We start from the raw sequence: 22104 nt of genomic DNA, 5'->3' as shown, positions 1-22104 counted from the left end.
CGTGCCGCTCCTGCGATGCGGCGCGTCAGCGCGCCAACACTTGGGTCACGGTCTCGGCGAAATCGCCGAAGGCCTTGTTGAGATCGGAAGCACCCGATTCGGTACTGCCCGGCTGCGGCTGCGTACGCCCTTGCGCCGAGACGATCACCTTGAGCGCACGCAGCAAGCGTGCCGCCACCGCTGCCTGCCGATTGCCTGCGCGCTGCGCGCCTAGCAGGGCCTGTAGCGCCGGATTATCCAGATTCAGATACAGCCGCTGGGTTTGTCGCGCTTCGATGCGCGCGGTGAATTGCCGCGCCAGGCGCAACGCGGCGGTGGACACGCGCTTGTCGTTTTCGTCCTGCTCCAGGCGGCGTTTGAGCTCGGCCTCGCGGTCGGGCACCACCACCAACGGCAATTCCTGCGGGCTGAAACGCGCCGGCACCAACGCTTCGCCGTCGCCCAGCTGCTGTTCCAGCCAGGCCAGTTCGTCGGCCGGCAGCGTGTCCAGCTGGAACAGCTGGCGGTTGCCCTGCTCGGTGCCCAGCTCGACCAGACGCACACCCTTGACCTGCGCCCAGCGCCGCAGAAACGGCACCACCGCATAGCGGTTGCCATAGGCCACCGGCACGCCCATCGCACGGAACAGCATTTCTTCGAAACCGCTGTCGCTATCGAGGATCACATGCACCGCACCGCGTGACGGCAATTGCTGCGCTGGCAGATCGCCTTGCGATGTGGGTACCCGCACGTGTTCCAGCAGCAATTCGAACAGGCGCTCGTCGCACAACGCCGCACCCAACAGGGCTTCGTTATGGCGTAGCAGGATGCGTCGCCATGCCTCCGGTTGCTGGCGCGCCACATCGGCCAGGCCCTGCACCAACGCCTCGGACAAGGCGTGCTGCACCGCGCTATAGACCGTATCGCGCTGCAGGTCTTCGCGGCTTGCGGTAGGCGTCAACCGATTGGATTCGATCACCCCACCGATGAAGCCTGCCCACGGCGGCAGCAACTCGCGCGCGTTGTCATCCAGCAACATGCCGCGCAGGAACACCGAGAGATTGCGGTTGTCGCTGGTGCCGTAGGTCGCACCGTCCTGCACCCACAACAGGCCGACCGCATCGCTGCCCTCTTCCGCACGCACCGGCATGCAGCACAACGGCTCGAAATTGCGCTCAAAGCGCGCGGCGAATTCGCGTTGACGGCGCCAGGCCTGCACCGGATGCAGCGGCACGGCGTCCTGCACGCGCCACGGCGGCGGCTCGGGATTGATCGGCTGGGTTGCGGCGCCGATCCAGATTGGCTCGCGCAGCAGCGCGCAATAGCGCGACAGAATCTCGTGCAGCCGCCCTTCCTGCGCCAACGCCAGATACTCGCTGTGCAATTCCAGCACCACCTCGGTACCCACCTGCGCACGCGCGGGAATCGGGCTGACCGTGTACTGCTCGGCGTTGCTGGAGATGTAGCAATGGCCCAGCGTGGGAGACTGGTAGGAGGTGGTGCGCACGGTCACCCGCCGCGCCAGCACGAAGGCGGACAGGAAGCCCAGCCCGAACATGCCGATCAGGCCGCTGTCCTCGTGGCCGCCCTGGCGCAGCCCGCGTGTATAGCCCACGCCGACGGTAGCCAGGTAATCGTGGATTTCCTGCTGGGTCAATCCGGCACCGGTATCGACGATGCGCACGATGCCCTGCGCGGTATCGGCATGCACCTCGATGCGCGACTCGCCGTGCCAATCGGGCTGTTCCAGACGGCGGCGCAGGATGGAATCGTGCGCGTTCTGCACCAGCTCGCGCAGCGCCACCACCGGGGTGGAATACAGGTGCTTGCTGAGGACCGACATCAGTCCATTGAGATCGACGCCTGCCCGGCGGATCTGCGAGGCGTCGGTCGCCCCGGGGGTGGGATCTTGCATGATCGGTCGTCGTTTCCTCGGCGACGACGCCCATCCTCGGACGCGTCCCCTGGGTGCCAGTGCCAGCCGGAAAGGATAGCCGGAACCCACATTGCACGCACGTCTCAGTTTGATCCCTGCCCTCCGTTGCGTACAGCGACGCACTGCACCGCACGCCGGATTGACCCTCCACGGATCGGTAGCGCTACCAACCCGTGGGTTGCGGAAATTACCGCTGCAAGGTCTCCATCGGCGCCTCGTTGAATTGCTGCCGATAGCCCTTGGCCAACGCCGAACGGCTACCGACGCCCCAGCGACTGGCCGCCTGCAACACACTGCCGCAGCCGCCTTCGGCCAGCAATTCGTCGCGAATGCTTTGCATCCGGTAACGGCGCAGCACCTGCGTCGGCGATAACCCAGTGGCGGACTTGAACGCTTGCTGCAGCGCGCGGCCGGTGACCCCGATCTGCGCGGCCACTTCGTTGATCGACAGATCCGAGCGATGCGCATTGGTGATCATGTAGCTGTAGGCGCGCCGATACTTGGCCGGCAACCGGGCGGAGATATCGTCGCTGACGTGCGCCGGGGTGCCGCTTTCCAGCAAGCGCGGTGCTTGCACTTCGCTGCGCAGGCACTGCACCGCGCCCAGCGCGTAGCGGTTGTAGAGCAGCAACGCTTGTTCGGTGCGCCCCATCGCCTGGCTGATCTTGGCCTGGCAGTACTCGAACTCCAGGTTCCAGCGCGGCGCATGATGCCGACCGGCACCGGCCAGCGCACGCTCGGCCAGATCGGCACGGCCCACCGCCAATGCCGCCAGCGCCAGTTCTACCTGCGCGTCTTGACGTGCGCACGGTGGGCAGCCGGTGGCCGCGGCCGGCAATGCGTCGATCTGCGCGTCGAAGCCGAAGGTGTCGCCGCCGGCAATACGCAACAGGCTGCGGACATGCCGCATGCGCTGCGCCAGCACCGGCATGCTCTCTGCCAGATCGGCAATGCAGGCGCGCAGGTCGCTGGGTTCGAACGCATGCGTGGCATCTTCCTGACGCAGCGTGGCTTGCCAGAACACATGGTCGCTCATGCGGTCGGAGCGACGGATACGCAGCTGCGCAATCATGTCCAGACGCAGCGCAGTGGCAATCCGCAGCCAATCCGACGCCCCGCTCTCCAGATCGGCCAGCACCTCGCGGGCACGCTCCAGGGTCTGCAAGGCCAACGTGCTCTGGCCCAGATGGAAGTGGGTCAGCGACTTGCCCAGCAGGCTCTCGCCGCACAGGCTGGGCGGCGTCTCGCGGTCCATTGCCAACTGAGCGAAACAATTCAACGCCGCGCTCAGGCGTCGCTGGCTCAGCATCAACCAGGCGGTGTTCCGGCACGACAGCAGGCGCAATTGGCGCTGATGCCCGCGCATTGCCTTCAAGGCCTGCCGATAGGCATCTTCGGCCTCTTCCTGATATTCCAGGATCAGCAGCGCATCGCCGCTGGCACCGAACAAGCTCACCTCATCGTCGGCGCCATCCGCTGCGCCCTGCCCGTCGCGTCGCTGTTGGAGATGTTGCAGTCCCTGTGGCCAAGCACCAACCAGCATCCTGCTCGTATAGGTAGGAAGACGTTCTGCGTAAGACAACGCAGAGATCGCTGCAAAGTACGTGGAAAGGATCATGCCGGTCTCTCTCTTTGGGGGGCGGAGCAAAAGACAACAGGCGCCGAACTCGCGGGCGCAAACGATTGTATGCAGCGGATCCAATAGAAATTCCCTCTCGGAGCCCTTGAAAAAATCAAAAAAGCTCACTCTGTCAATCATCCAGTCGATGCGTTTTCTTCCGGGCGTAAAGCGCTTTGCAACGCGTCGTCGTTGTCGTACGCCAGACATTTCGTGCCATGCGGTCAAGTATTGATCTCGCCGGTCTACGCCACTCTTTCGGTACAGTCGGACAACGTCTGCGAACGCGCTGCTTGAAGACGCGTCGATGCGTGTCGGCGATGATCGAATGCGATGTCCAGTAACTGTACGGACAGGTATGCCGAGAGGCGTTTGATCGAAAAGGGCAGGCATGACATGGCGACAATTACTGCCGAGCTATTCCAGTCACGCGCGATCACAGCACCAATCGCAATAGATTGGTCTAGACCTCAGCAACCGAGATGTCTCTGGACACGCGCATCGGCGCCAAACGATGCATGCGGACCAGACATGCCCTCTCTGTAAGAGCTCTGTTACGTCTAAATGAGCGCGAGCTAAAGCCGCTGTCGACAAATCCGAAGGCGCGTATGCAAGCGTGAAACTTTTGGCCTCCGCAATGGTACATACCATTCTGCCAGCTCCGCTGGACACTCCCCCGCCAACCGACTGGTCCGACGATGCAGCGATCTTTGAAGATGGATTTTGTCCTGGCATTGGCCGACCAGTACCGGCGCCCGTCCCATGCGTGGCTCGTACGACGACACGCGAAGGCCGCCTGAATGAACGATCACTGCCCCTCCAACGCCGGATCGGTGTTCCTGTTGACGCAGGACGCGCGCTTGGTCTCGCAGATCAATGCCAGCCTTGTACCGCTCGCGCGCAACGTCTCGACGTTTTCCGAGGAACTGGAGCTTCTGCGTTCGCTGCGGCACTCGCCGTGCGAGCTGCTGATCTTCGATGCCAGCTGCGTCGCCGCCGATGACAGTTCACTGCTGGCCTGGCAGCGCTGCCATAGCGGCCAGCCCACGCCGCTGATCGTGCTTGGACGTTTCGATTGCGCCGACAGCATTCTGGCCTGGTATCGCGCAGGCGCGCAGGAGGTCCTTGCACTGCCTTTCAATTCGCACGAGTTGCACGTGCGCGCGGCCCTGGCGATATCGCCGGTGGCGCATGCCTGCCCGGAGACGCAGCACCTGAGCGTTGGTCCATACCAGCTGATCCGCGATGAAAATACCGTCTATCTGGAAGGCAAGCCGATCGTATTGACCGCACGCGAGTTCTCGATTGCCTGGCTGCTCTTTTCCAGCCCCGGTGTGTGCTTCCGGCGTTGCCAGCTGGCCAAGGCGGTCTGGGGCAGCCATACCGAATTCACCGACCGCACCATGGAGCAGCACATCTACAAGTTGCGCAAGAAACTGCAGCTGAGCAGTGACAGCAGCGCAGTCCGCATCAGAACCGTCTACTCGCACGGCTACAAGCTGGAGCTCGCGCTGCACGATACCGAGGCAACGACGATGAGCAAGGCCGTCAGCCCAAGTCTTGGCCCTGCACATCACGCAGCTGCCTGCTGAGCAAGGGCACCGCTGCAGAGAACCATCTGCGACCTGCATTGCGCAGTTTCGTTTGCGTTACAGCGAAGACAGTTTGATGACACCACGTGCGTCGGCACGGTATCGATGACAGCGCGGCCTCCACGCGCCCTCGGCCCGCATGCCGCGCCGTCACTCAAGTTCTGCAGGTGTACCGGCCATGTGCCTGCAGTGGCATCGTTCGCTGCATCATGCAGCGCACATGCTGATCAGGGTCGAGCGACATCGCCGCATCTATGAAGCGATGCGGCAGCATCACATGCAGCACTGCCTGCTGCGCCGGGACCGCTCAGCGAAAGACGCCTCAAGCATGTCGCGGTGTCGGCGCCGTCCATCTCTGTGGGTCCGATGCGGGCGCCCGCTCTGCTGAGCACAGACTTGCTGGCAACTGTTACGCACCTAGCGGTGGTCGTCCGCCTCTGCACAGCGCGCAATGGCACGGTTGGCACACGCACAAACAACAACGGCGCAGGAAACTCCTGCGCCGTTGTCCGCGTTCATAAGGCGAGTTACTGCTTGGGATTTTCGCCGTACTGGTTCGGGCCGGGCGTGCCTTCGACGCACATGAAGACCAGCAACACGAAAGCACCAACGTACGGCACCAGGCTGATCAGATAAAACCAGCCGGACTTGTCCTGGTCGTGCAGGCGGCGCACCGTGACTGCAATACCGGGCACGATCAACGCCAGACAAACGATCACCATGACCGCACAGATCAACCAAGCCAGCGCACCCGGGCCGTTCTCGTTCCCCAATGCCAATGCGGCGACGGCAAACAGGCCGCCAAACACGAACAGCACCAAGCACTGCATCAGCGCGAACATCCAGTATTCCTTGCGGCGCGAGCGACCGTTGAAGTCGGCGTAACGCTTGAGCGGCAGCAACATCCATTCCATCGTGATTCTCCTGAAAACGGCAGTGAGCAGTGTGTGTGATCCGGTGCACAGGGCAACGGGCCGCGCATGTTGCCATAGCCCCACTCTTTCTGAAAACGCTTTCTCGACAAGCAAATGCAAATCCCGGTGTTTGTCCGACAAACGGTTTGCGGGCGTCCGGTCGCCCTGCGACACATGCCATGCCCGCGTCCCGCAGCAGGTCCGAAAGTCACGCGACACCCCCTGCACCCAGCGTCTCTTGAGCGGCAGCACGGCCGCACCAGGGTTGACCAAGCCGGACGATGCTCGATGGTCGCCCGGCAGCCGGCCGGAACGATGGCGGCAGGCTGCTCCGGAACATGGCCAGCCGGCGCTTCCGACGCATTCGCCGGCCGCCAACCCGGCCTATCGCAGCATCGGCAAGGCGCGCGGCTTCAGTCGGCCGCCGCTTCCAATGCCTGGCTCAAGCGCTCCACGGCGATGATGTCCATGCCCTTGATGCTGGTGGTCTTGGGCGCATTGGCGCGGGGCACGATGGCGCGCTTGAAGCCATGCGTCGCTGCCTCCTTCAGCCGGTCCTCGCCATTGGGCACTGGGCGGATTTCGCCGGATAGGCCCACTTCGCCGAACGCGATGGTCTTTTCGGACAGCGGCCGGTCGCGCAGCGACGACAGCACTGCCAGCAGCACCGGCAAATCGGCCGCGGTTTCCTGCACGCGGATGCCGCCCACCACATTGACGAACACGTCCTGATCGCCCACCACGATGCCTCCGTGGCGATGCAGCACCGCCAGCAACATCGCCAGCCGGTTCTGCTCCAGACCCACTGCCACCCGACGCGGGTTGGACAACGGCGAGGCATCCACCAACGCCTGCACCTCCACCATCAGCGGGCGGGTGCCTTCGCGGGTGACCATCACGCAACTGCCGGGCTGCTGGGTGCTGCCACCGGAGAGGAAAATCGCCGATGGGTTGGAGACTTCCTTCAGGCCCTTCTCGCCCATCGCGAACACGCCCAGTTCGTTGACCGCACCGAAGCGGTTCTTGAACGCGCGTAACAGGCGGAACCGGCTGCCGCTCTCGCCTTCGAAATACAGCACCGCATCGACCATGTGCTCGAGCACGCGGGGCCCGGCGATGCCGCCTTCCTTGGTCACATGGCCGACCAGAAACACCGCGGTGCCGATTTCCTTGGCGTAGCGCACCAGCCGCGCTGCGCTCTCGCGCACCTGGCTCACCGAGCCCGGCGCTGCGGTCAACGACTCGGTCCACAAGGTTTGTACCGAATCGGCCACGATCAGCTTCGGCCGCGCCACGCTGGCATGCTGCAGGATGTTTTCGATGCCGGTTTCGGCCAGGGCGTTCAGGCCTTCCAGCGGCAGGTCCAGGCGCACCGCGCGCCCTGCCACCTGGGCCAGCGATTCTTCGCCGGTCACATACAACACCGGCAACGTGGAGGCCATGCTCGCCAGCGCCTGCAGCAGCAGCGTCGACTTGCCGATCCCGGGGTCGCCGCCGATCAGCACTACCGCACCTTCCACCAGCCCGCCACCCAACACCCGATCGAACTCGCCGATACCGGTGCAAACGCGCGCCTGCTCGGTCTGCTGCACATCCTTGAGTGCAGTGATCTTGGGCGCCTCGGTCTTGCCGGCCCAGCCGCTACGCCGCGACGCCGCTGGCAATGCCTTGCCGCCCGGCGTGGCGCTTTCGAGCACGATTTCGCTCAGCGTGTTCCAGACACCGCATTCGGTGCACTGCCCCTGCCACTTGGTGTACTCGGCGCCGCACTCGCCGCAGACATAGGCCGTTTTCGCCTTCGCCATCGCTCTTGCCCATCGTTGTTGAAGCAGCAGGATAGTGGCTGACGGTCTCAGTGTGCGCGACGCAGGGCTTTGCGGATTCGGGATTCGGGATTCGGGATTCGGGATTCGGGCAAGTCGACGGCTTGCTGATGTGCAGTGCAAGCGGTGACCGGCTGCGCTCACACAACGGCGGCATGACCGGTGACGACCGGCCATGCCGCTTGGATTCCGCTGATCCCACGTCGGGCAACGACGTGGGCGTGCGCCACTCAGCGCGCCTTGTACAACTCGCTCAGGCGATCCGGCTTGCCGGCGATCCGTTCCAGATGCGGGTACAGCAAACCGCCGTGGTAGTCGATGCGGACGGTTTCGTAGCGGTCGCCGCGCTTGACCAGCAGCTCGATCGGCGCCGTGGTGCCCTTGGCCGCCTTGATCGCATCCTTGATCACATCGGCGCTGAAGGCGCGGCCGTTGACGGCCACCAGGGTGTTGCCGTTGATGATGCCGGCATTGAACGCCGGGCTGTCCCACAACACCTCGTTGACTTCGCCCGAGCCTTCCAGCGACAGGCCCAGTGAATAGGTCAGGCTGACGTCGTTCTCGTTGCTCTCGTAGGTCTTGATCGCCAGGTTCGGCTCGTCGGTGTAGACCAGCTTCCAGCCATTGGCTTCGATGCCGCCATTCAACGAACCGTGCCCGTCCATGCGCTCGCGCAACAGGCTGGCCCAGTCGTAGGCGGCCACGCCGTTGAGCGTGCTCACGATGTCATCGAAGGTGTACGGATTGACGTCCCAATCGCCGTTCTTCATGCCGAAGAACGCCTTGGCGAAATCGTCGATGGAACGCTTGTTGTTGGTCAGCGCGCGCAGCTTGCTATCCACTTCCAGCCACATCATCTGGCCGCCGGAGTAATAGTCCTCGCTCATCTGGTAGCTGCGGTACGCCTTGGGACGCCGCATCGACATGGTCGGGTCGTTGGTGGTGTCCTGCACCGTGCGCCAGCCCATGCCGGGGCGGCCGCGCTCGTAGGTTGCCGCCACGCCGGCCAGCATGTCGCGTGCCTGGTCCTGCGTCCACAGGCCGGAACGTGCGGCCACCACTTCGCCCCAGAACTGGGTCTGGCCTTCGTACAACCACAGCAGGCTGTCGCCCATCGGCACGTTGAAGTTCGGCGTCGCCAAGTCTGCGCCACGGCGGTACTTGCCGTTCCAAGAGTGGTTGAACTCGTGCGCCAGCAGGTCGCGCATGGTCCAGCTCTTGTCCCACTCGGTGAAGTAATTCGGCGGGCCGCTGTTTTCGCTGGAACGGTGATGCTCCAGGCCGATACCGCCCAGCTTCTTGGTCAGCGCCAACAGGAATTCGTAATGGTCGAAGTGACGCGCACCGTACAGCTTGTCCATCTGCTGCACCAACGCGGCGTGCGCCTTGATCTGCTCGGGCTTGGCCTCCAGCGACTTGGCTTCATCGGCGAACACGTTGAGGTAGACCGGCTGCTTGCCGGTGCTCAGTTCCACGCGCTTGTAGTACTTGCCAGCGAACATCGGCGAATCGACCAGGTCGTCGAAATCGATCGGCTTGAAGCTCACCGTGTCGCCCACGCGGCGATCGGTTTCCAGTGCCGTGGCATAGCTCCAGCCGGCCGGCAGCGTGACGCTGGCCTGCGCCTTGATGTTGCGCGCGAAATAACCGGCCGGGTACAGCGCCGTGGTGTTCCACTGCAGGTTGAGCATTTCCGGGGTCATCATCACCCGGCCCTGGTTGCCGGCCTGCGGCGAGAGGAACTTGAACTCGGCCGTCAGTTCGGTGGCGCCCTGTGGCACATCCACCTTGAACGCATAGACGTCGAATTGGTCGCGCTTCCATGGCACCACCTTGCCATCGACCTTGATCACCAGGCCGGCGAGCTTGTCGATCGGCCCGGTCGGCGAATGATTGCCGGGAATCCACTGCGGGTAGAGCAGCGTCATCGGGCCCGGCTTGGCCGGCATGGTGGTCTTGACCTTGAAGATGCGGTGCGCCAGATCGGTGGCATCCACGTCGATCTTCAAGGTGCCGTCGAACGGCACGTCCTGCGGCGGTGCGGTTTGCGCAGCTGCCGGCAGCGACAACGCCGCCAACAACGACACGGACAACAGGGTGGGCATCTTCATCGCAACTCCGCAGGTGACCTGGAACAGGCAAGCCCATAATGCTAAGCGCCTGCCTGTGCTTGACCGTATGCCATTGGTCATGCTGCGGGCGATTGACGCATAAAAAAAAGGCCGCCAATCACTGGCGACCTCTTCTTCCACCTTGCTGTGATCCGGCGTAGCGCCGTCTCAATGCATCATGTTGACGTTCATGTTGTGCAGCACCCACAGCGAGCCGACGATCACGATGCCGATGATCAGCAGCGAGAACAGGCCGACCTGCACGTTGGAGCGCTGCTCCGGCGTGCGGTCCATGTGCAGGAAGTACACCATGTGCACCAACATCTGCACCGCGGCCATGACCGAAATCACGACGACGGTGACGCCCTTGGAGAACGCGCCACTCATCACCATCGCAAACGGGATGACGGTGAGGATCACGGCCATCACAAAGCCGATCAGGTAGGACTTCAGGCCGCCGGCATGCGCGTCGGCAGCGGTATCGGTGTGGTGGTGATTGCCCATTACAGCGCTCCCAGCAGATAGACGACGGTGAACACACCGATCCAGATGATGTCCAGGAAGTGCCAGAACAGGCTCAGGCACGCCAGACGCGTGCTGTTGCGCGCGGTCAGGCCGTTCTTGGAAATCTGGATCACCAGCACGGCCATCCACAACAAGCCGGAGGCCACGTGCAGACCGTGCGTGCCCACCAGGGTGAAGAACGCCGACAGGAACGCACTGCGACCCGGGCCGGCACCTTCATGGATCAGGTGATTGAACTCCCACACTTCCATGCACAGGAAGCCGATACCCAGCAGCGCGGTGACGGCCAGCCAGCCGTACAGGCCGCCCATCTTGCGCTTGTGCGCGGCGATCATCGCAAAGCCGAAGCTCAAGCTGCTGAACAACAGCAGGAAGGTTTCCACCAGCACGAACTTCAGATCGAACAGCTCCTTGGCGGTCGGCCCGTCCACCGTGGCGCCGGAGAGCACCGCATAGGTGGCGAACAGACCGGCAAACAGCAGGCAGTCGCTCATCAGGTAGACCCAGAACCCGAAGACGGTGTTGCCACCGCCGTCGTGATGTTCGTGGTCGTGATCGTGGCCGCCCGCGTGGGCGGCGTGGTCAAGCGTGGTCGAGGAAGCCATGGTCATACCACCTTCGCGGCCTGCGCCGCCTGTTGCTGTTCGAGCAGGGCGAAACGTGCGTTTTCGATGCGCTCCACTTCGTCGGCCGGCACCCAGTAATCGATGTCGTCATCGAAGGTGCGAGCGATGAAGCTGCCGATCATGCCCACCAGGCCGATGATGGCCAGCCACCAGATGTGCCAGATCAGACCGAAGCCCAGCAGCACACTGAAGGCACCGATATAGACGCCGGCACCGGTGTTACGCGGCATGTGGATCGCTTCGTACTTGGACGGACGCACCCAGCCCTTGCCATTCTGCTTGTCGGCCCAGAACTGGTCGCGGTCGTCGATATGCGGCAGCACGGCGAAGTTGTAGAACGGCGGCGGCGAGGAGGTTGCCCATTCCAGCGTACGGCCATCCCACGGATCGCCCGTGTAGTCCATATGCTCCTTGCGCTTCCACACGCTGTAACCGATCTGCACCAGGTTCAAGAAAATGCCCATGCCGATGATCGCAGCACCCACCGCGGCCACGTACAGCCACGGCGCCCACTCGGGGTGGTTGTAGGTGTTCATGCGACGGGTCATGCCCATGAAGCCGAGCACGTACAACGGCATGAAGGCGACGAAGAAGCCGATGATCCAGCACCAGAACGAGGCCTTGCCGATCTTCTCGTTGAGCTTGAAGCCGAACGCCTTCGGGAACCAATAGGTCAGGCCCGCCAGGTAACCGAACACCACGCCGCCGATGATGACGTTATGGAAGTGCGCGATCAGGAACAGGCTGTTGTGCAGCACGAAGTCCACGGCCGGAATCGCCAGCATCACGCCGGTCATGCCGCCGATGGTGAAGGTGATGATGAAGCCGATCGTCCACAGCACCGGCGAGGTCATGTGCACGCGGCCGCGGAACATGGTGAACAGCCAGTTGAAGATCTTCACGCCGGTCGGGATCGAGATGATCATCGTCGTGATGCCGAAGAAGGCATTGACGTTGGCACCCGAGCCCATGGTGAAGAAGTGGTGCAACCACACCACGAACGACAGCACGCCGATGCACGAGGTGGCGTACACCATCGAGGTGTAGCCGAACAGGCGCTTGCGGCTATAGGTGGCAATCAGTTCGGAGAAGATGCCGAACGCCGGCAGGATCAGGATGTAGACCTCCGGGTGACCCCAGATCCAGATCAGGTTGACGTACATCATGGCGTTGCCGCCACCGTCGTTGGTGAAGAAGTGCGTGCCCAGGTAACGGTCGGCACCCAGCAGCGCCAGCGCCACGGTCAGGATCGGGAACGCGGCGATGATCAGGATGTTGGTGATCAGCGCGGTCCAGGTGAAGATCGGCATGCGCATCAGGGTCATGCCCGGCGCGCGCATGCGCATGATCGTCACGAAGAAGTTGATGCCGGTCAGCAAGGTGCCTAAACCGGACACCTGCAGCGCCCAGATGTAGTAATCGACACCGACCCCCGGACTGTATTCCAGACCCGACAACGGCGGATACGCCAGCCAACCGGTCTGGGCGAATTCACCGACACCCAGCGAGATGTTGATCAGCGCCGCACCGGCCACGAACAGCCAGAAGCTCAGCGAGTTCAGGAACGGGAACGCCACGTCGCGCGCACCGATCTGCAGCGGCACGATCAGGTTCAACAGGCCCGTCATGAACGGCATGGCCATGAAGAAGATCATGATCACGCCGTGCGCGGTGAAGATCTGGTCGTAGTGATGCGGAGGCAGCACGCCTTCGCCACCGCCGCCGGCCAGCGCCTGCTGTGTGCGCATCATCGCCGCGTCGGCAAAGCCGCGCAGCAGCATGACCAACGCCACGATGATGTACATCACGCCGATGCGCTTGTGATCCACCGAGGTGAACCACTCTTTCCAGAGATAGCCCCACAGCTTGTACTTGGTGATGGCGCCCGCGATGAGCAGGCCGAGCAGGCCGGCACCACCCAGCGCGACCATGATGATCGGCTCGTGGTACGGAACTGCCTCGATGGTGAGTTTGCCTAGCATCACTTGTCTCCAGAAGTGCACATGGCGACCGGCTCCGTAGCCGATGCCTGATGGTCGCCGTGGCCCTTACTGTGGCCCGGACCATTCATGTATTTGTCGACCAGCGAGCGGAACATGCCGTCCTGCACCGACGAGTAGTAGGTGACCGGATACTGTTCCTTGTCGTTGCGGTTGGCTGCCAGCACCTGGTACTCGGCAGCATTCAACGCGGTCGGCGAGGCCTTGACCTTGGCCACCCAGGCCTCGAAGCCGGCCTGATCGACGGCGTGCGCCTTGAAGCTCATCTTCGAAAAGCCGTGGCCGCTGTAGTTGGTCGACAGGCCGAAGTATTCGCCCGGCTCGTTGGCCACCAGGTGCAGCTTGGTTTCCATGCCCGCCATGGCGTAGATCATGGTGCCCAGGTGCGGGATGAAGAACGAGTTCATCACCGTGTCGGAAGTGATCTTGAAGTTCAGCGGCGTGTGCACCGGGAACGCGATCTCGTTGACGGTGGCGATGTTCTGGTCGGGGTAGATGAACATCCACTTCCAGTCCAGCGAGACCGCTTCGATGTTGATCGGCTTGACGTCCGAATCCAGCGGCCGGTACGGGTCCAGCGCATGCGACGAACGCCAGGTCAGCACTGCCAGCACCAGGATGATCACGCACGGGATCGACCACACCACCACTTCGATGGCAGTGGAGTGCGACCAGTCCGGCTCGTAGCGCGCCTTGGTGTTGGATGCGCGATATTTCCACGCGAACGCAATCGTCATCACGATCACCGGGATGACCACGATCAGCATTAGCACCACCGAGGTGATCAGCAGTTGCTTTTCGTCGTGGCCGATCTGGCCTTTCGGATTGAGGATGGCCGAGTTGCAGCCTGCCAGCAGCAGGAAGGGCAACATCAGACCTGGACGAAGTAAACGCCCGAGCTGTTTCAGCGGAATCATCGGTCGATCCAAGTGCGAAGGAACGCCAGCCTCGTTCGTCGTATCCGTCGTGGGATGTACCCGACGCAGCTGTCTTCCTGGAGGAGATGGACTGCGCAGACCGAAGACGCGGGTTAGCGCGATAATTTTAGTCTTTGCTGCACCTGCACGAAACCCATTGGCAATGATCTGACGCAATAAAAGCGCGCCAATTTGTGCGACATGTTGTCGCAGCGCAGCGCGAGGCAAGAATTGCGCCGTTGCGTTCGCCGAACGGGAAGCGCCCGCGTGGCTGCAACACACGCGAGCAATGCGTGAAACACGGCGCTCGACGCTTCAAAACGCAACTGGGCCGGCACAGGCCGACCCAGTCTTGTAGCGTGGTGCCGGAAATAGGAATCGAACCTACGACCTACGCATTACGAATGCGCCGCTCTACCAACTGAGCTATTCCGGCGAGCCGTGAATTGTAGGAGCGCAGCGCCCCTCGGGTCAATCGCTGCAGGTGCTTTGCCTTGCCGGAGGGCGTGGCGTCAGCTGACCAGACGCAAGCGCAGCTCCTTGGGCAGCGCGAACACCATCGATTCCGGCTCGCCTTCCAGTTCGGAGACGCCGGCCGCGCCCAGTTCGCGCAGGCGCGCCAGCACGCCATCGACCAGCACCTGCGGCGCAGAGGCGCCGGCGGTCAGGCCGATATGCTGCTTGCCAACGATCCAGGCCGGGTCGATCTCGCTGGCGTTGTCGATCAGGTAGGACTCCACCCCGTCGCGCCGGGCCAGCTCGCTCAGGCGGTTGGAATTGGAGCTGTTGGGCGAACCGACCACCAGCACCAGATCGCACTGGCGCGCCAGATCGCGCACCGCGTCCTGGCGGTTCTGGGTGGCGTAGCAGATGTCGTCATGGCGCGGCCCCTGCATTGCCGGGTAGCGCGCACGCAGGGCTTCGATGATGCCCATGGTGTCGTCCACCGACAGCGTGGTCTGGGTGGTGTAGGCAAGGTGATCGGGCTGGCGGACATCGAGCGTGGCGACCTGTTCGATGTCTTCGACCAGATAGATCGTGCCCGCCCCGCGCTCGCGGCTCCACTGCCCCATCGTGCCTTCCACTTCCGGGTGCCCGGCATGGCCGATCAGCACCACGTCGCGGCCGGCCCGGCAGTGCCGCGCCACCTCGAAATGCACCTTGGTCACCAGTGGGCAGGTGGCGTCGAACACCTTCAGTCCACGCCGCTCGGCTTCCTGGCGCACCGCCTGCGAGACGCCATGCGCGCTGAAGATCACGGTGGCATCGTCGGGCACCTCGTCGAGTTCTTCGACGAAGATCGCGCCACGCTGCTTGAGGTCGTCGACCACGAAGCGGTTGTGCACGACCTCGTGCCGCACATAGATCGGCGCGCCCAGCGTCTCGATCGCACGCTTGACGATCTCGATCGCACGGTCGACACCGGCACAAAAACCACGGGGATTGGCGAGCAGGACATCCATGGCGGGCATTCTACGGGAATGAGGCGTGCGGGGTCGGACCGGGCGGCACGCGCCTGCAGGCAGGCTTCAGCGCAGATTCCCGGTTCCCTGCCCCTGCTTGCCGGATTTGTCGAACAACCCGAACACGGCAATCCCGATCGCGCCGCCCACGATCGCCGAGTCGGCGATATTGAAGGACGGCCAGGTGTGGCTGCCGATGTACCACTGGATGAAATCCACCACGTGGCCGTGCATCAGCCGGTCGATCACGTTGCCGATCGCCCCACCGATCACCAGCGCATACGGCAGCGCGCTGCGCCACTGCCCGCGCGCAGTGCGCGAGAGCCAGAACGCCAGCAGGCCGCTGATGCCCACCGCCAACGCAGTGAAGAACCACAGCTGCCAGCCGCCGGCATCGCTCAGAAAGCTGAAGGCCGCGCCGGTGTTGTAGGTGCGGTACCAGTTCCAGAAGCCGTCGATCACCGGCACCGGGGTGTACTCGGGCAGGCTGGACAGCACCCAGGCCTTGCTCCACTGGTCAAGGCCGACCACCAGCGCAGAGAGCAGCAGCCAGATCAGGGCCGAGGGATTGGGGCGTTGACTCATGTCGAAGGATCGCAGTTGGTGGCCGCTCCTCCGATGCCGGAGAAGACGCCTGGGTGGGAGACAGTGACGGCAGGGGCAGAAAACGACAGATGCACGACTGCAGGCGGACAAGGATGGCACGGGCGGCTCGACCAGCCGCGCCGCCCCGCCCCGGTGCATGCCCAAGCTTCAGCAAGCCAGGCGCACGGCGGAATGGCCACCGCGCCGCAGGGCGACCAGGGCGACCCCGGCAGCTGACGCGGGCTGCGCCAGCGCCAGAGGCCGGCCGTGCGTGGCGAGATCCCCGCCACGCGCCGCCGGCGCAGCGGCGTCAGAACCAGCGACGCTGCTCGCCCGGACCTTCGATATTGCTGACGCAACGGCTGCACAGTTCCGGGTGACGCGGGTCGCTGCCCACGCTGGCCTGGTGGTGCCAGCAGCGCACGCACTTGGCCTTGGTCGTGGGCTGCGCACTGACGAAGATGTCGTCGGTGCTGGCCGCGGTCACGGTGACATCGCCACTGATGAACAAGAAGCGCAGCTCCTCGGCCAGCGGCTGCCAGCGCGCGGCGGTCTGCGCATCGGCGGCCACGGTGATTTCCGCTTCCAGCGCCGCACCGATCGCGCCGTTGGCACGCATCGGTTCCAGCACCTTGGCCACCTGCTCGCGCAGGACCAGCAACTTGTCGACATCCGCACTGGTCAATGCAGCATCGGCCGGCAACGGCGCAAGGCCGTCGTACCAAGTGGAAAACAGCACGTTGTCGGCACGCTGGCCCGGCAGGTAGCCCCACAGTTCCTCGGCGGTGAAACTCAACACCGGCGCGATCCAGCGCACGAACGCCTCGGCCACGTGGTACATCGCGCTCTGCGCCGAACGGCGGCCGCGTGCGTCTTCGGCCATCGTGTACAGGCGGTCCTTGGTGACATCCAGGTACAGCGAGCCCAGGTCCACGCTGCAGAAATTCAGCAGCGCCTGCACGATCTCGGCAAAATCGTAGCGCGCGTAGGCGGCCACAATTTTTTCCTGCAGCTCGTGTGCGCGATGCACGATCCAGCGGTCCAGCAGGACCATCTCGTCCAGCACCACCAGGTGCTGCAGCGGGTCAAAACCGTGCAGGTTGCCGAGCAGGAAGCGCGCGGTGTTGCGCAACCGGCGATACGCATCGGCATTGCGCTTGAGGATCTCCTGCGACAACGACATCTCGTTGCTGTAATCGGCCGAGGCGATCCACAGGCGCAGAATGTCAGCGCCCAGCGTCTTCATGATGTCCTGCGGTTCGATGCCGTTGCCCAGCGACTTGGACATCTTGCGGCCGTGTTCGTCCACGGTGAAGCCGTGGGTCAGGCACTGCTTGTACGGCGCCACCTTGTCCATCGCCACGCCGCTCAGCAGCGAGGACTGGAACCAGCCGCGGTGCTGGTCGGAACCTTCCAGATACAGGTCAGCCGGCTTGGGCAGGCCACGATCCGCAAGCACCGCTTCGTGCGTCACGCCGGAGTCGAACCACACATCCAGGATGTCGGTGATCTTCTCGTAGTCGGCCGCCTCGCTCCCGAGCAGCTCGGAGGCGTCCAGCGTGTACCAGACATCCACGCCGCCCTGCTCCACGCGGTCGGCGACCTGGCGCAGCAACGCGGTGCTGCGCGGATGCGGCTCGCCGGTTTCGCGATGCACGAACAAGGCGATCGGCACGCCCCAGGTGCGCTGCCGCGAGATGGTCCAGTCCGGGCGCCCGTCGACCATGCCGGCGATACGCGCCTGGCCCCAGGACGGATACCAATGCACGTTTTCGATGGCCTTGAGCGCGTCGGCACGCAGGTTGGCCTGCTCCATCGAGATGAACCACTGCGGCGTGGCGCGGAACGCGATCGGCGTCTTGTGGCGCCAGCAATGCGGATAGCTGTGCTCCATCTTGCTGGCCGCCAGCAGCACGCCGGTCTCGCGCAGCGCCTCGATGATGACCTCGTTCGCCTTCCAGATATGCAGCCCGGCCAGCACGGTGTCGCCCAGCGGCGGGGTCGACGGCAGATACACGCCGCGCCCGTCCACCGGGTTGATCTGCGCCGCGCCGTAACGCTCCAGCAGGCCGTACTGCTTGGAGACCTGATAGTCCTCCTGGCCGTGGCCGGGTGCGGTATGCACCGCGCCGGTACCGTCCTCGGCCGACACGTGGTCGCCCAGCAGCAGCGGGATCTCGCGTTCGGCATAGAACGGGTGATTGAGCAGCATCTGTTCCAGTGCCGCGCCCTTGGCGTGGCCGTGCACCACCACCTCGCCCACGCCGTAGCGTGCCAGCGCCTTGGCAGCCAATGCTTCGGCGACTACCAGCCAGCGCGGCTGGCCGCGATCGGCCAGGCCTTCGACCAGCACATAGTCGAGCTCCGCGCCCAGACTCACCGCAAGCGAGGCCGGCAGCGTCCACGGCGTGGTGGTCCAGATCGGCACCGCCACGCCCACGCCCGCCGGCAGGCTCGCGCCGAATGCGGCAGCCACCGCACCTGGGTCGCGCGCCGGATAGGCGATATCCACCGTCGGCGACACCTTGTCGGCGTATTCGATCTCGGCCTCGGCCAGCGCCGAACCGCAATCGAAGCACCAGTGCACCGGCTTGACGCCGCGGGTCAGATGACCGTTATCGACCACCTTGGCCAGCGCGCGGATTTCGTTGGCTTCGAAGCGGAAATCCAGTGTCTTGTACGGATTATCCCAATCGCCGATCACGCCCAGGCGCTTGAAATCGCGCCGCTGCAGATCGATCTGCTCGGTCGCGTATTCGCGGCATTTCTGCCGGAATTCGGCCGCATCGAGCTTGACGCCGACCTTGCCGTATTTTTTTTCGATCGCGATCTCGATCGGCAGGCCATGGCAGTCCCAGCCCGGGATGTACGGCGCATCGAAGCCGGCCAGGTACTTGGACTTGACGATGATGTCCTTGAGGATCTTGTTCACCGCGTGGCCGAGATGGATCTGGCCATTGGCATACGGCGGTCCGTCGTGCAGCACGAACAACGGGCGGCCAGCGGCATTGACACGCAGCTGCGCGTAGAAGCCCTCGCGCTCCCAGCGCTCCAGCATCGCCGGCTCGCGCTTGGGCAGGTCGCCACGCATCGGACATTCCGTCGCAGGCAGATGAAGAGTGGCTTTGTAGTCTTGGGTCACAGGAATCTACCGTTGCGCTGGATTTTTTTCTAAGTCCGCACATGGATGTGCGGGCTCTTGCGAGGGACTCGCAGTGTCTACGGGCTCTTGCGAGGGACTGGCCGTCGTTGAGGGTTGGTGCTCAGCACGCATCTGCGCCGCCAGCACCTCACGTGCCTGCTCTGCATCGCGGTGCATTTGCACGGTCAGCGCCTCCAGTCCATCGAATTTTTCTTCGTCGCGCAGCTTGGCGACGAATTCCACGGCAATGTGCCGGCCGTACAGATCGCACTGGAAATCGAACAAGTGCGCTTCCAGCAGCGGCTCCACACCCGCTACCGTGGGGCGCGTACCGAAGCTCGACACCGACGGCCACGGCCGCTCGGCCACGCCGTGCACCCAGGTCGCATAGATCCCCGACAACGCCGGCGTGCGCGGAAAGCGCAGGTTGGCGGTGGGATAGCCCAAGGTACGGCCAAGCTGCTTGCCGCGCACGACTCGGCCACCGATGGCGTACGGGCGACCGAGCAAGTCGCCAGCATGGGCGAATTCGCCGGCGCCGAGCAGTTCGCGAATCCGCGTTGCCGAAATCCGCTCGCCATGCAGGTGCACCGGCGCAATCTCGCCCGCCACAAACCCATGCTGCTCGCCAAGCGTACGCAACAGACCGATGTCGCCGCTGCGTCGATGGCCGAAACGGAATTCCGGGCCAATCCAGACTTCGCGTGCGCGCAGCCGGCCAACCAGCGCCAGCCGCACAAAATCTTCCGCACTCATCTTGGACAGGCGACCGTCGAAACGGATCATGCCCACGCTGTCGGCGCCGAACCCGTACAAGCCTTCGATCTTGGCGCGCGCCAGGGTCAGACGCGGCGGCGGCGCGGCAGGTGCGAAGAACTCGCGCGGCAGCGGCTCGAAGCTCACCGCCACGGCCGGCACACCGAGTGCGCGGGCACGCGCCACGGCGTGTTGCACCAGCGTCCGATGCCCCAGATGCAGGCCATCGAAGGCGCCGATGCAGACCACGCTTCCGCGCGGGAACAGCGTCCCGCCTTCGACGTCTCTAAACAGCCTGCTCATTCCTCGATCCAAACAGATGCCGGCCCGCCGGCCGACCCTCGTTGATACATAACCTGCAAGTATAGCCGTGCCTGTCAAGCCGTATGGGCACCTTGGCGTGGCAGCGCGTCCCGCGTGCGATACGCGGGGATGCGCAACCTTCAGCCGGTGCAAGGCGACCGTGCCGCGCATTCGTTCGGCAGTGGCCTCAGCCTTCGCGCAGATGCCGCGGCCGCAGCCCCAGCGCCAGCTGCGCGACCAGATACGTCGCCCCGCCACTGCCGACCAGCACCGCGAGCCAGCCGATGCGGTTCCATTTGTCCATCTGCGTAAACGACGGCAGCCACCACAGCAGACTCAACAGCACCGCAGCCATCGCCGCACATGCCAGCAGCAGACGCAGCGCATAGCCACCCCAGCCCGGGCGGCGCTGGTACACCCCCGACTTGCCCAGCCAGTACCACAACAGTCCCAGGTTGAGATAACTCGACAACGCACTGGCGATACCCAACGCCAGATGCAGGCCCGGCTGCTTGCCCAGCGCCTGCATCACACCCTGCGCCTTGAGCTCGGGCGGCACCATGATCTGGTACACGACCGCCAGCAACGCGAAGTTGAAGACCATGTTGGCGATCAGCGCCGCCACGCCCGCCCGCACCGGCGTACGGGTGTCCTGGCGCGCATAGAAGGCCGGCAACAGCACCTTCAGCATGGCGTAGGCCGGCAAACCGAAGCTCAGGCCATAGACCGACATCGCCGTCATGCGGGTGTCGAACGCAGTGAACTGGCGGTACTGGAACAATGTCGCCACCAACGGCTCGGCCAGCAGCAGCAAGCCCAGCATGGCCGGCATCGCGATCAGCAAGGTGGTGCGGAAGCCCCAGTCCAGCGCGCCGGAGAAGGCAGTGCGATCGGTCTTGACATGATGGCGGGCCAGCGCCGGCAGGATCACCGTGCCCAGCGCCACGCCGAACACACCCAGCGGCAGTTCCAGGAACCGGTCGGCCAGCGACAGCCACGACTGCGACCCATCGGCCAGGCGCGCAGCGATCACCGTATCCAGCATCAGGTTGATCTGCGCAATCGACGAGCCGAACAAGGTTGGGATCATCAAGGTGAGCACCTTGCGCACATCCGGATGATTCCAGCCCCAGCGCGGCAGCGTCAGCAGGTCGATGCCCTTCAGCGCCGGCAGCTGGAACAGCAACTGCAGCGCACCGGCCACCAGCACTGCCCAGCCCAGCGCCAGGATCGGGACGTCCAACCGCGGCGCCAACCACAGCGCGCCGGCAATCATGCACAGATTGAGGATGACCGGCGTCAGCGCCGGAATGGCAAAGCGCTGGAAACTATTGAGCGCGCCGCCGGCCAGCGCCGTCAACGAGACGAACAGCAGGAACGGAAAGGTCAGCCGCAACAGATCGACCAACAAACCGTATTTTTCCGGGTCGGTGGCCGCACCATCGGAAAACACCGCGGCCAGTTGCGGGGTGAAGATCAACCCCAGTGCGGTGATCAGCAGCAACATCCCGCCCAAGGTGCCGGACACGCGCGCCATCAGCTCGCGCAGATCGGCATGCGGGCGGGTCTCCTTGACCTCGGTGAACACCGGCACGAAGGCAGTGGCGAACGAGCCTTCGGCGAACAGCCGGCGCAGGAAATTGGGAATGCGGAAGGCCACCCAGAACGCGTCGGTCACCGCATTGGCGCCGAAGGTGGTGGAAATCGCCTGGTCGCGGATCAGGCCCAGCACCCGCGAGATCATGGTCATACTGCTGAATGAGAGCAGGCCTCTCAACATGCCGGGCTTGCTCACGCTGCATCCCTCTTGACAA

At 64.0% G+C, this 22104-nt stretch carries 15 protein-coding genes and 1 tRNA gene; 1 reads left to right on the top strand and 15 read right to left on the bottom strand.

Annotated elements, in window-relative coordinates:
* Window positions 1-25: 25 nt before the first annotated feature.
* Together ACCQ00_RS06535 and ACCQ00_RS06530 are read right to left on the bottom strand one after the other, a co-directional pair.
* Window positions 26-1894, bottom strand: coding sequence for an ATP-binding protein (locus ACCQ00_RS06535; protein WP_039569647.1), 1869 nt, complete (start codon window positions 1892-1894; stop codon window positions 26-28).
* Window positions 1895-2102: 208 nt separating this feature from the next.
* Window positions 2103-3458, bottom strand: a complete 1356-nt coding sequence (locus ACCQ00_RS06530; protein WP_180959823.1) for a helix-turn-helix transcriptional regulator — start codon at window positions 3456-3458, stop codon at window positions 2103-2105.
* Window positions 3459-4333: 875 nt separating this feature from the next.
* Here ACCQ00_RS06530 and ACCQ00_RS06525 point away from each other — a divergent pair.
* Window positions 4334-5125: a response regulator transcription factor gene (locus ACCQ00_RS06525; protein WP_039569642.1), complete on the top strand. Its 792-nt coding sequence runs from the start codon at window positions 4334-4336 to the stop codon at window positions 5123-5125.
* Window positions 5126-5652: 527 nt separating this feature from the next.
* Here ACCQ00_RS06525 and ACCQ00_RS06520 read toward each other — a convergent pair.
* The 13 genes from ACCQ00_RS06520 to murJ all read right to left on the bottom strand — a co-directional run bounded on the left by ACCQ00_RS06520 (window position 5653) and on the right by murJ (window position 22070).
* On the bottom strand, window positions 5653-6039 hold the full coding sequence (locus ACCQ00_RS06520) for a DUF805 domain-containing protein (protein ID WP_039569639.1): 387 nt from the start codon (window positions 6037-6039) through the stop codon (window positions 5653-5655).
* Between the two features lie 413 nt (window positions 6040-6452).
* Window positions 6453-7844: a DNA repair protein RadA gene (gene radA, locus ACCQ00_RS06515; RefSeq protein ID WP_039569637.1), complete on the bottom strand. Its 1392-nt coding sequence runs from the start codon at window positions 7842-7844 to the stop codon at window positions 6453-6455.
* A 248-nt stretch (window positions 7845-8092) separates the two neighbouring features.
* Complete coding sequence (locus tag ACCQ00_RS06510) at window positions 8093-9973, bottom strand: M61 family metallopeptidase (protein ID WP_157926045.1); 1881 nt, start codon at window positions 9971-9973, stop codon at window positions 8093-8095.
* A gap of 168 nt (window positions 9974-10141) precedes the next feature.
* Window positions 10142-10477, bottom strand: a complete 336-nt coding sequence (gene cyoD, locus ACCQ00_RS06505; RefSeq protein WP_039569634.1) for a cytochrome o ubiquinol oxidase subunit IV — start codon at window positions 10475-10477, stop codon at window positions 10142-10144.
* Entirely contained in the window at window positions 10477-11109 is a 633-nt protein-coding gene (cyoC, locus tag ACCQ00_RS06500; RefSeq protein ID WP_008577121.1) for a cytochrome o ubiquinol oxidase subunit III, read from the bottom strand. The genes cyoD and cyoC overlap by 1 nt, the downstream gene beginning before the upstream one ends.
* On the bottom strand, window positions 11106-13106 hold the full coding sequence (cyoB, locus tag ACCQ00_RS06495) for a cytochrome o ubiquinol oxidase subunit I (protein ID WP_003484298.1): 2001 nt from the start codon (window positions 13104-13106) through the stop codon (window positions 11106-11108). The genes cyoC and cyoB overlap by 4 nt, the downstream gene beginning before the upstream one ends.
* Window positions 13106-14041, bottom strand: a complete 936-nt coding sequence (gene cyoA / locus ACCQ00_RS06490; RefSeq protein WP_011346764.1) for a ubiquinol oxidase subunit II — start codon at window positions 14039-14041, stop codon at window positions 13106-13108. The genes cyoB and cyoA overlap by 1 nt, the downstream gene beginning before the upstream one ends.
* 360 nt (window positions 14042-14401) lie before the next feature.
* Window positions 14402-14477, bottom strand: a tRNA-Thr gene (locus ACCQ00_RS06485).
* Window positions 14478-14553: 76 nt separating this feature from the next.
* The gene (ispH, locus tag ACCQ00_RS06480; protein WP_017156582.1) at window positions 14554-15504 is read right to left on the bottom strand and encodes a 4-hydroxy-3-methylbut-2-enyl diphosphate reductase; all 951 of its coding nucleotides are present in this window, start codon (window positions 15502-15504) and stop codon (window positions 14554-14556) included.
* 66 nt (window positions 15505-15570) lie between these two features.
* Window positions 15571-16089, bottom strand: a complete 519-nt coding sequence (gene lspA / locus ACCQ00_RS06475; protein ID WP_017156581.1) for a signal peptidase II — start codon at window positions 16087-16089, stop codon at window positions 15571-15573.
* Window positions 16090-16399: 310 nt separating this feature from the next.
* Window positions 16400-19231 (bottom strand): isoleucine--tRNA ligase, encoded by a 2832-nt coding sequence (gene ileS, locus ACCQ00_RS06470; protein WP_039569983.1) that lies wholly within the window; start codon window positions 19229-19231, stop codon window positions 16400-16402.
* A 6-nt stretch (window positions 19232-19237) separates the two neighbouring features.
* A complete protein-coding gene (locus ACCQ00_RS06465; protein ID WP_039569981.1) occupies window positions 19238-20290 on the bottom strand; it encodes a bifunctional riboflavin kinase/FAD synthetase in 1053 nt (350 codons plus the stop codon).
* Window positions 20291-20477: 187 nt separating this feature from the next.
* The gene (murJ, locus tag ACCQ00_RS06460) at window positions 20478-22070 is read right to left on the bottom strand and encodes a murein biosynthesis integral membrane protein MurJ (RefSeq protein WP_016849415.1); all 1593 of its coding nucleotides are present in this window, start codon (window positions 22068-22070) and stop codon (window positions 20478-20480) included.
* Window positions 22071-22104 lie beyond the last annotated feature (34 nt).

The organism is Xanthomonas sp. NCPPB 3761 (assembly GCF_041475705.2).
In the GTDB taxonomy this organism is placed as follows: domain Bacteria; phylum Pseudomonadota; class Gammaproteobacteria; order Xanthomonadales; family Xanthomonadaceae; genus Xanthomonas; species Xanthomonas phaseoli.
This window is presented reverse-complemented; position numbering and strand designations above follow the sequence as displayed.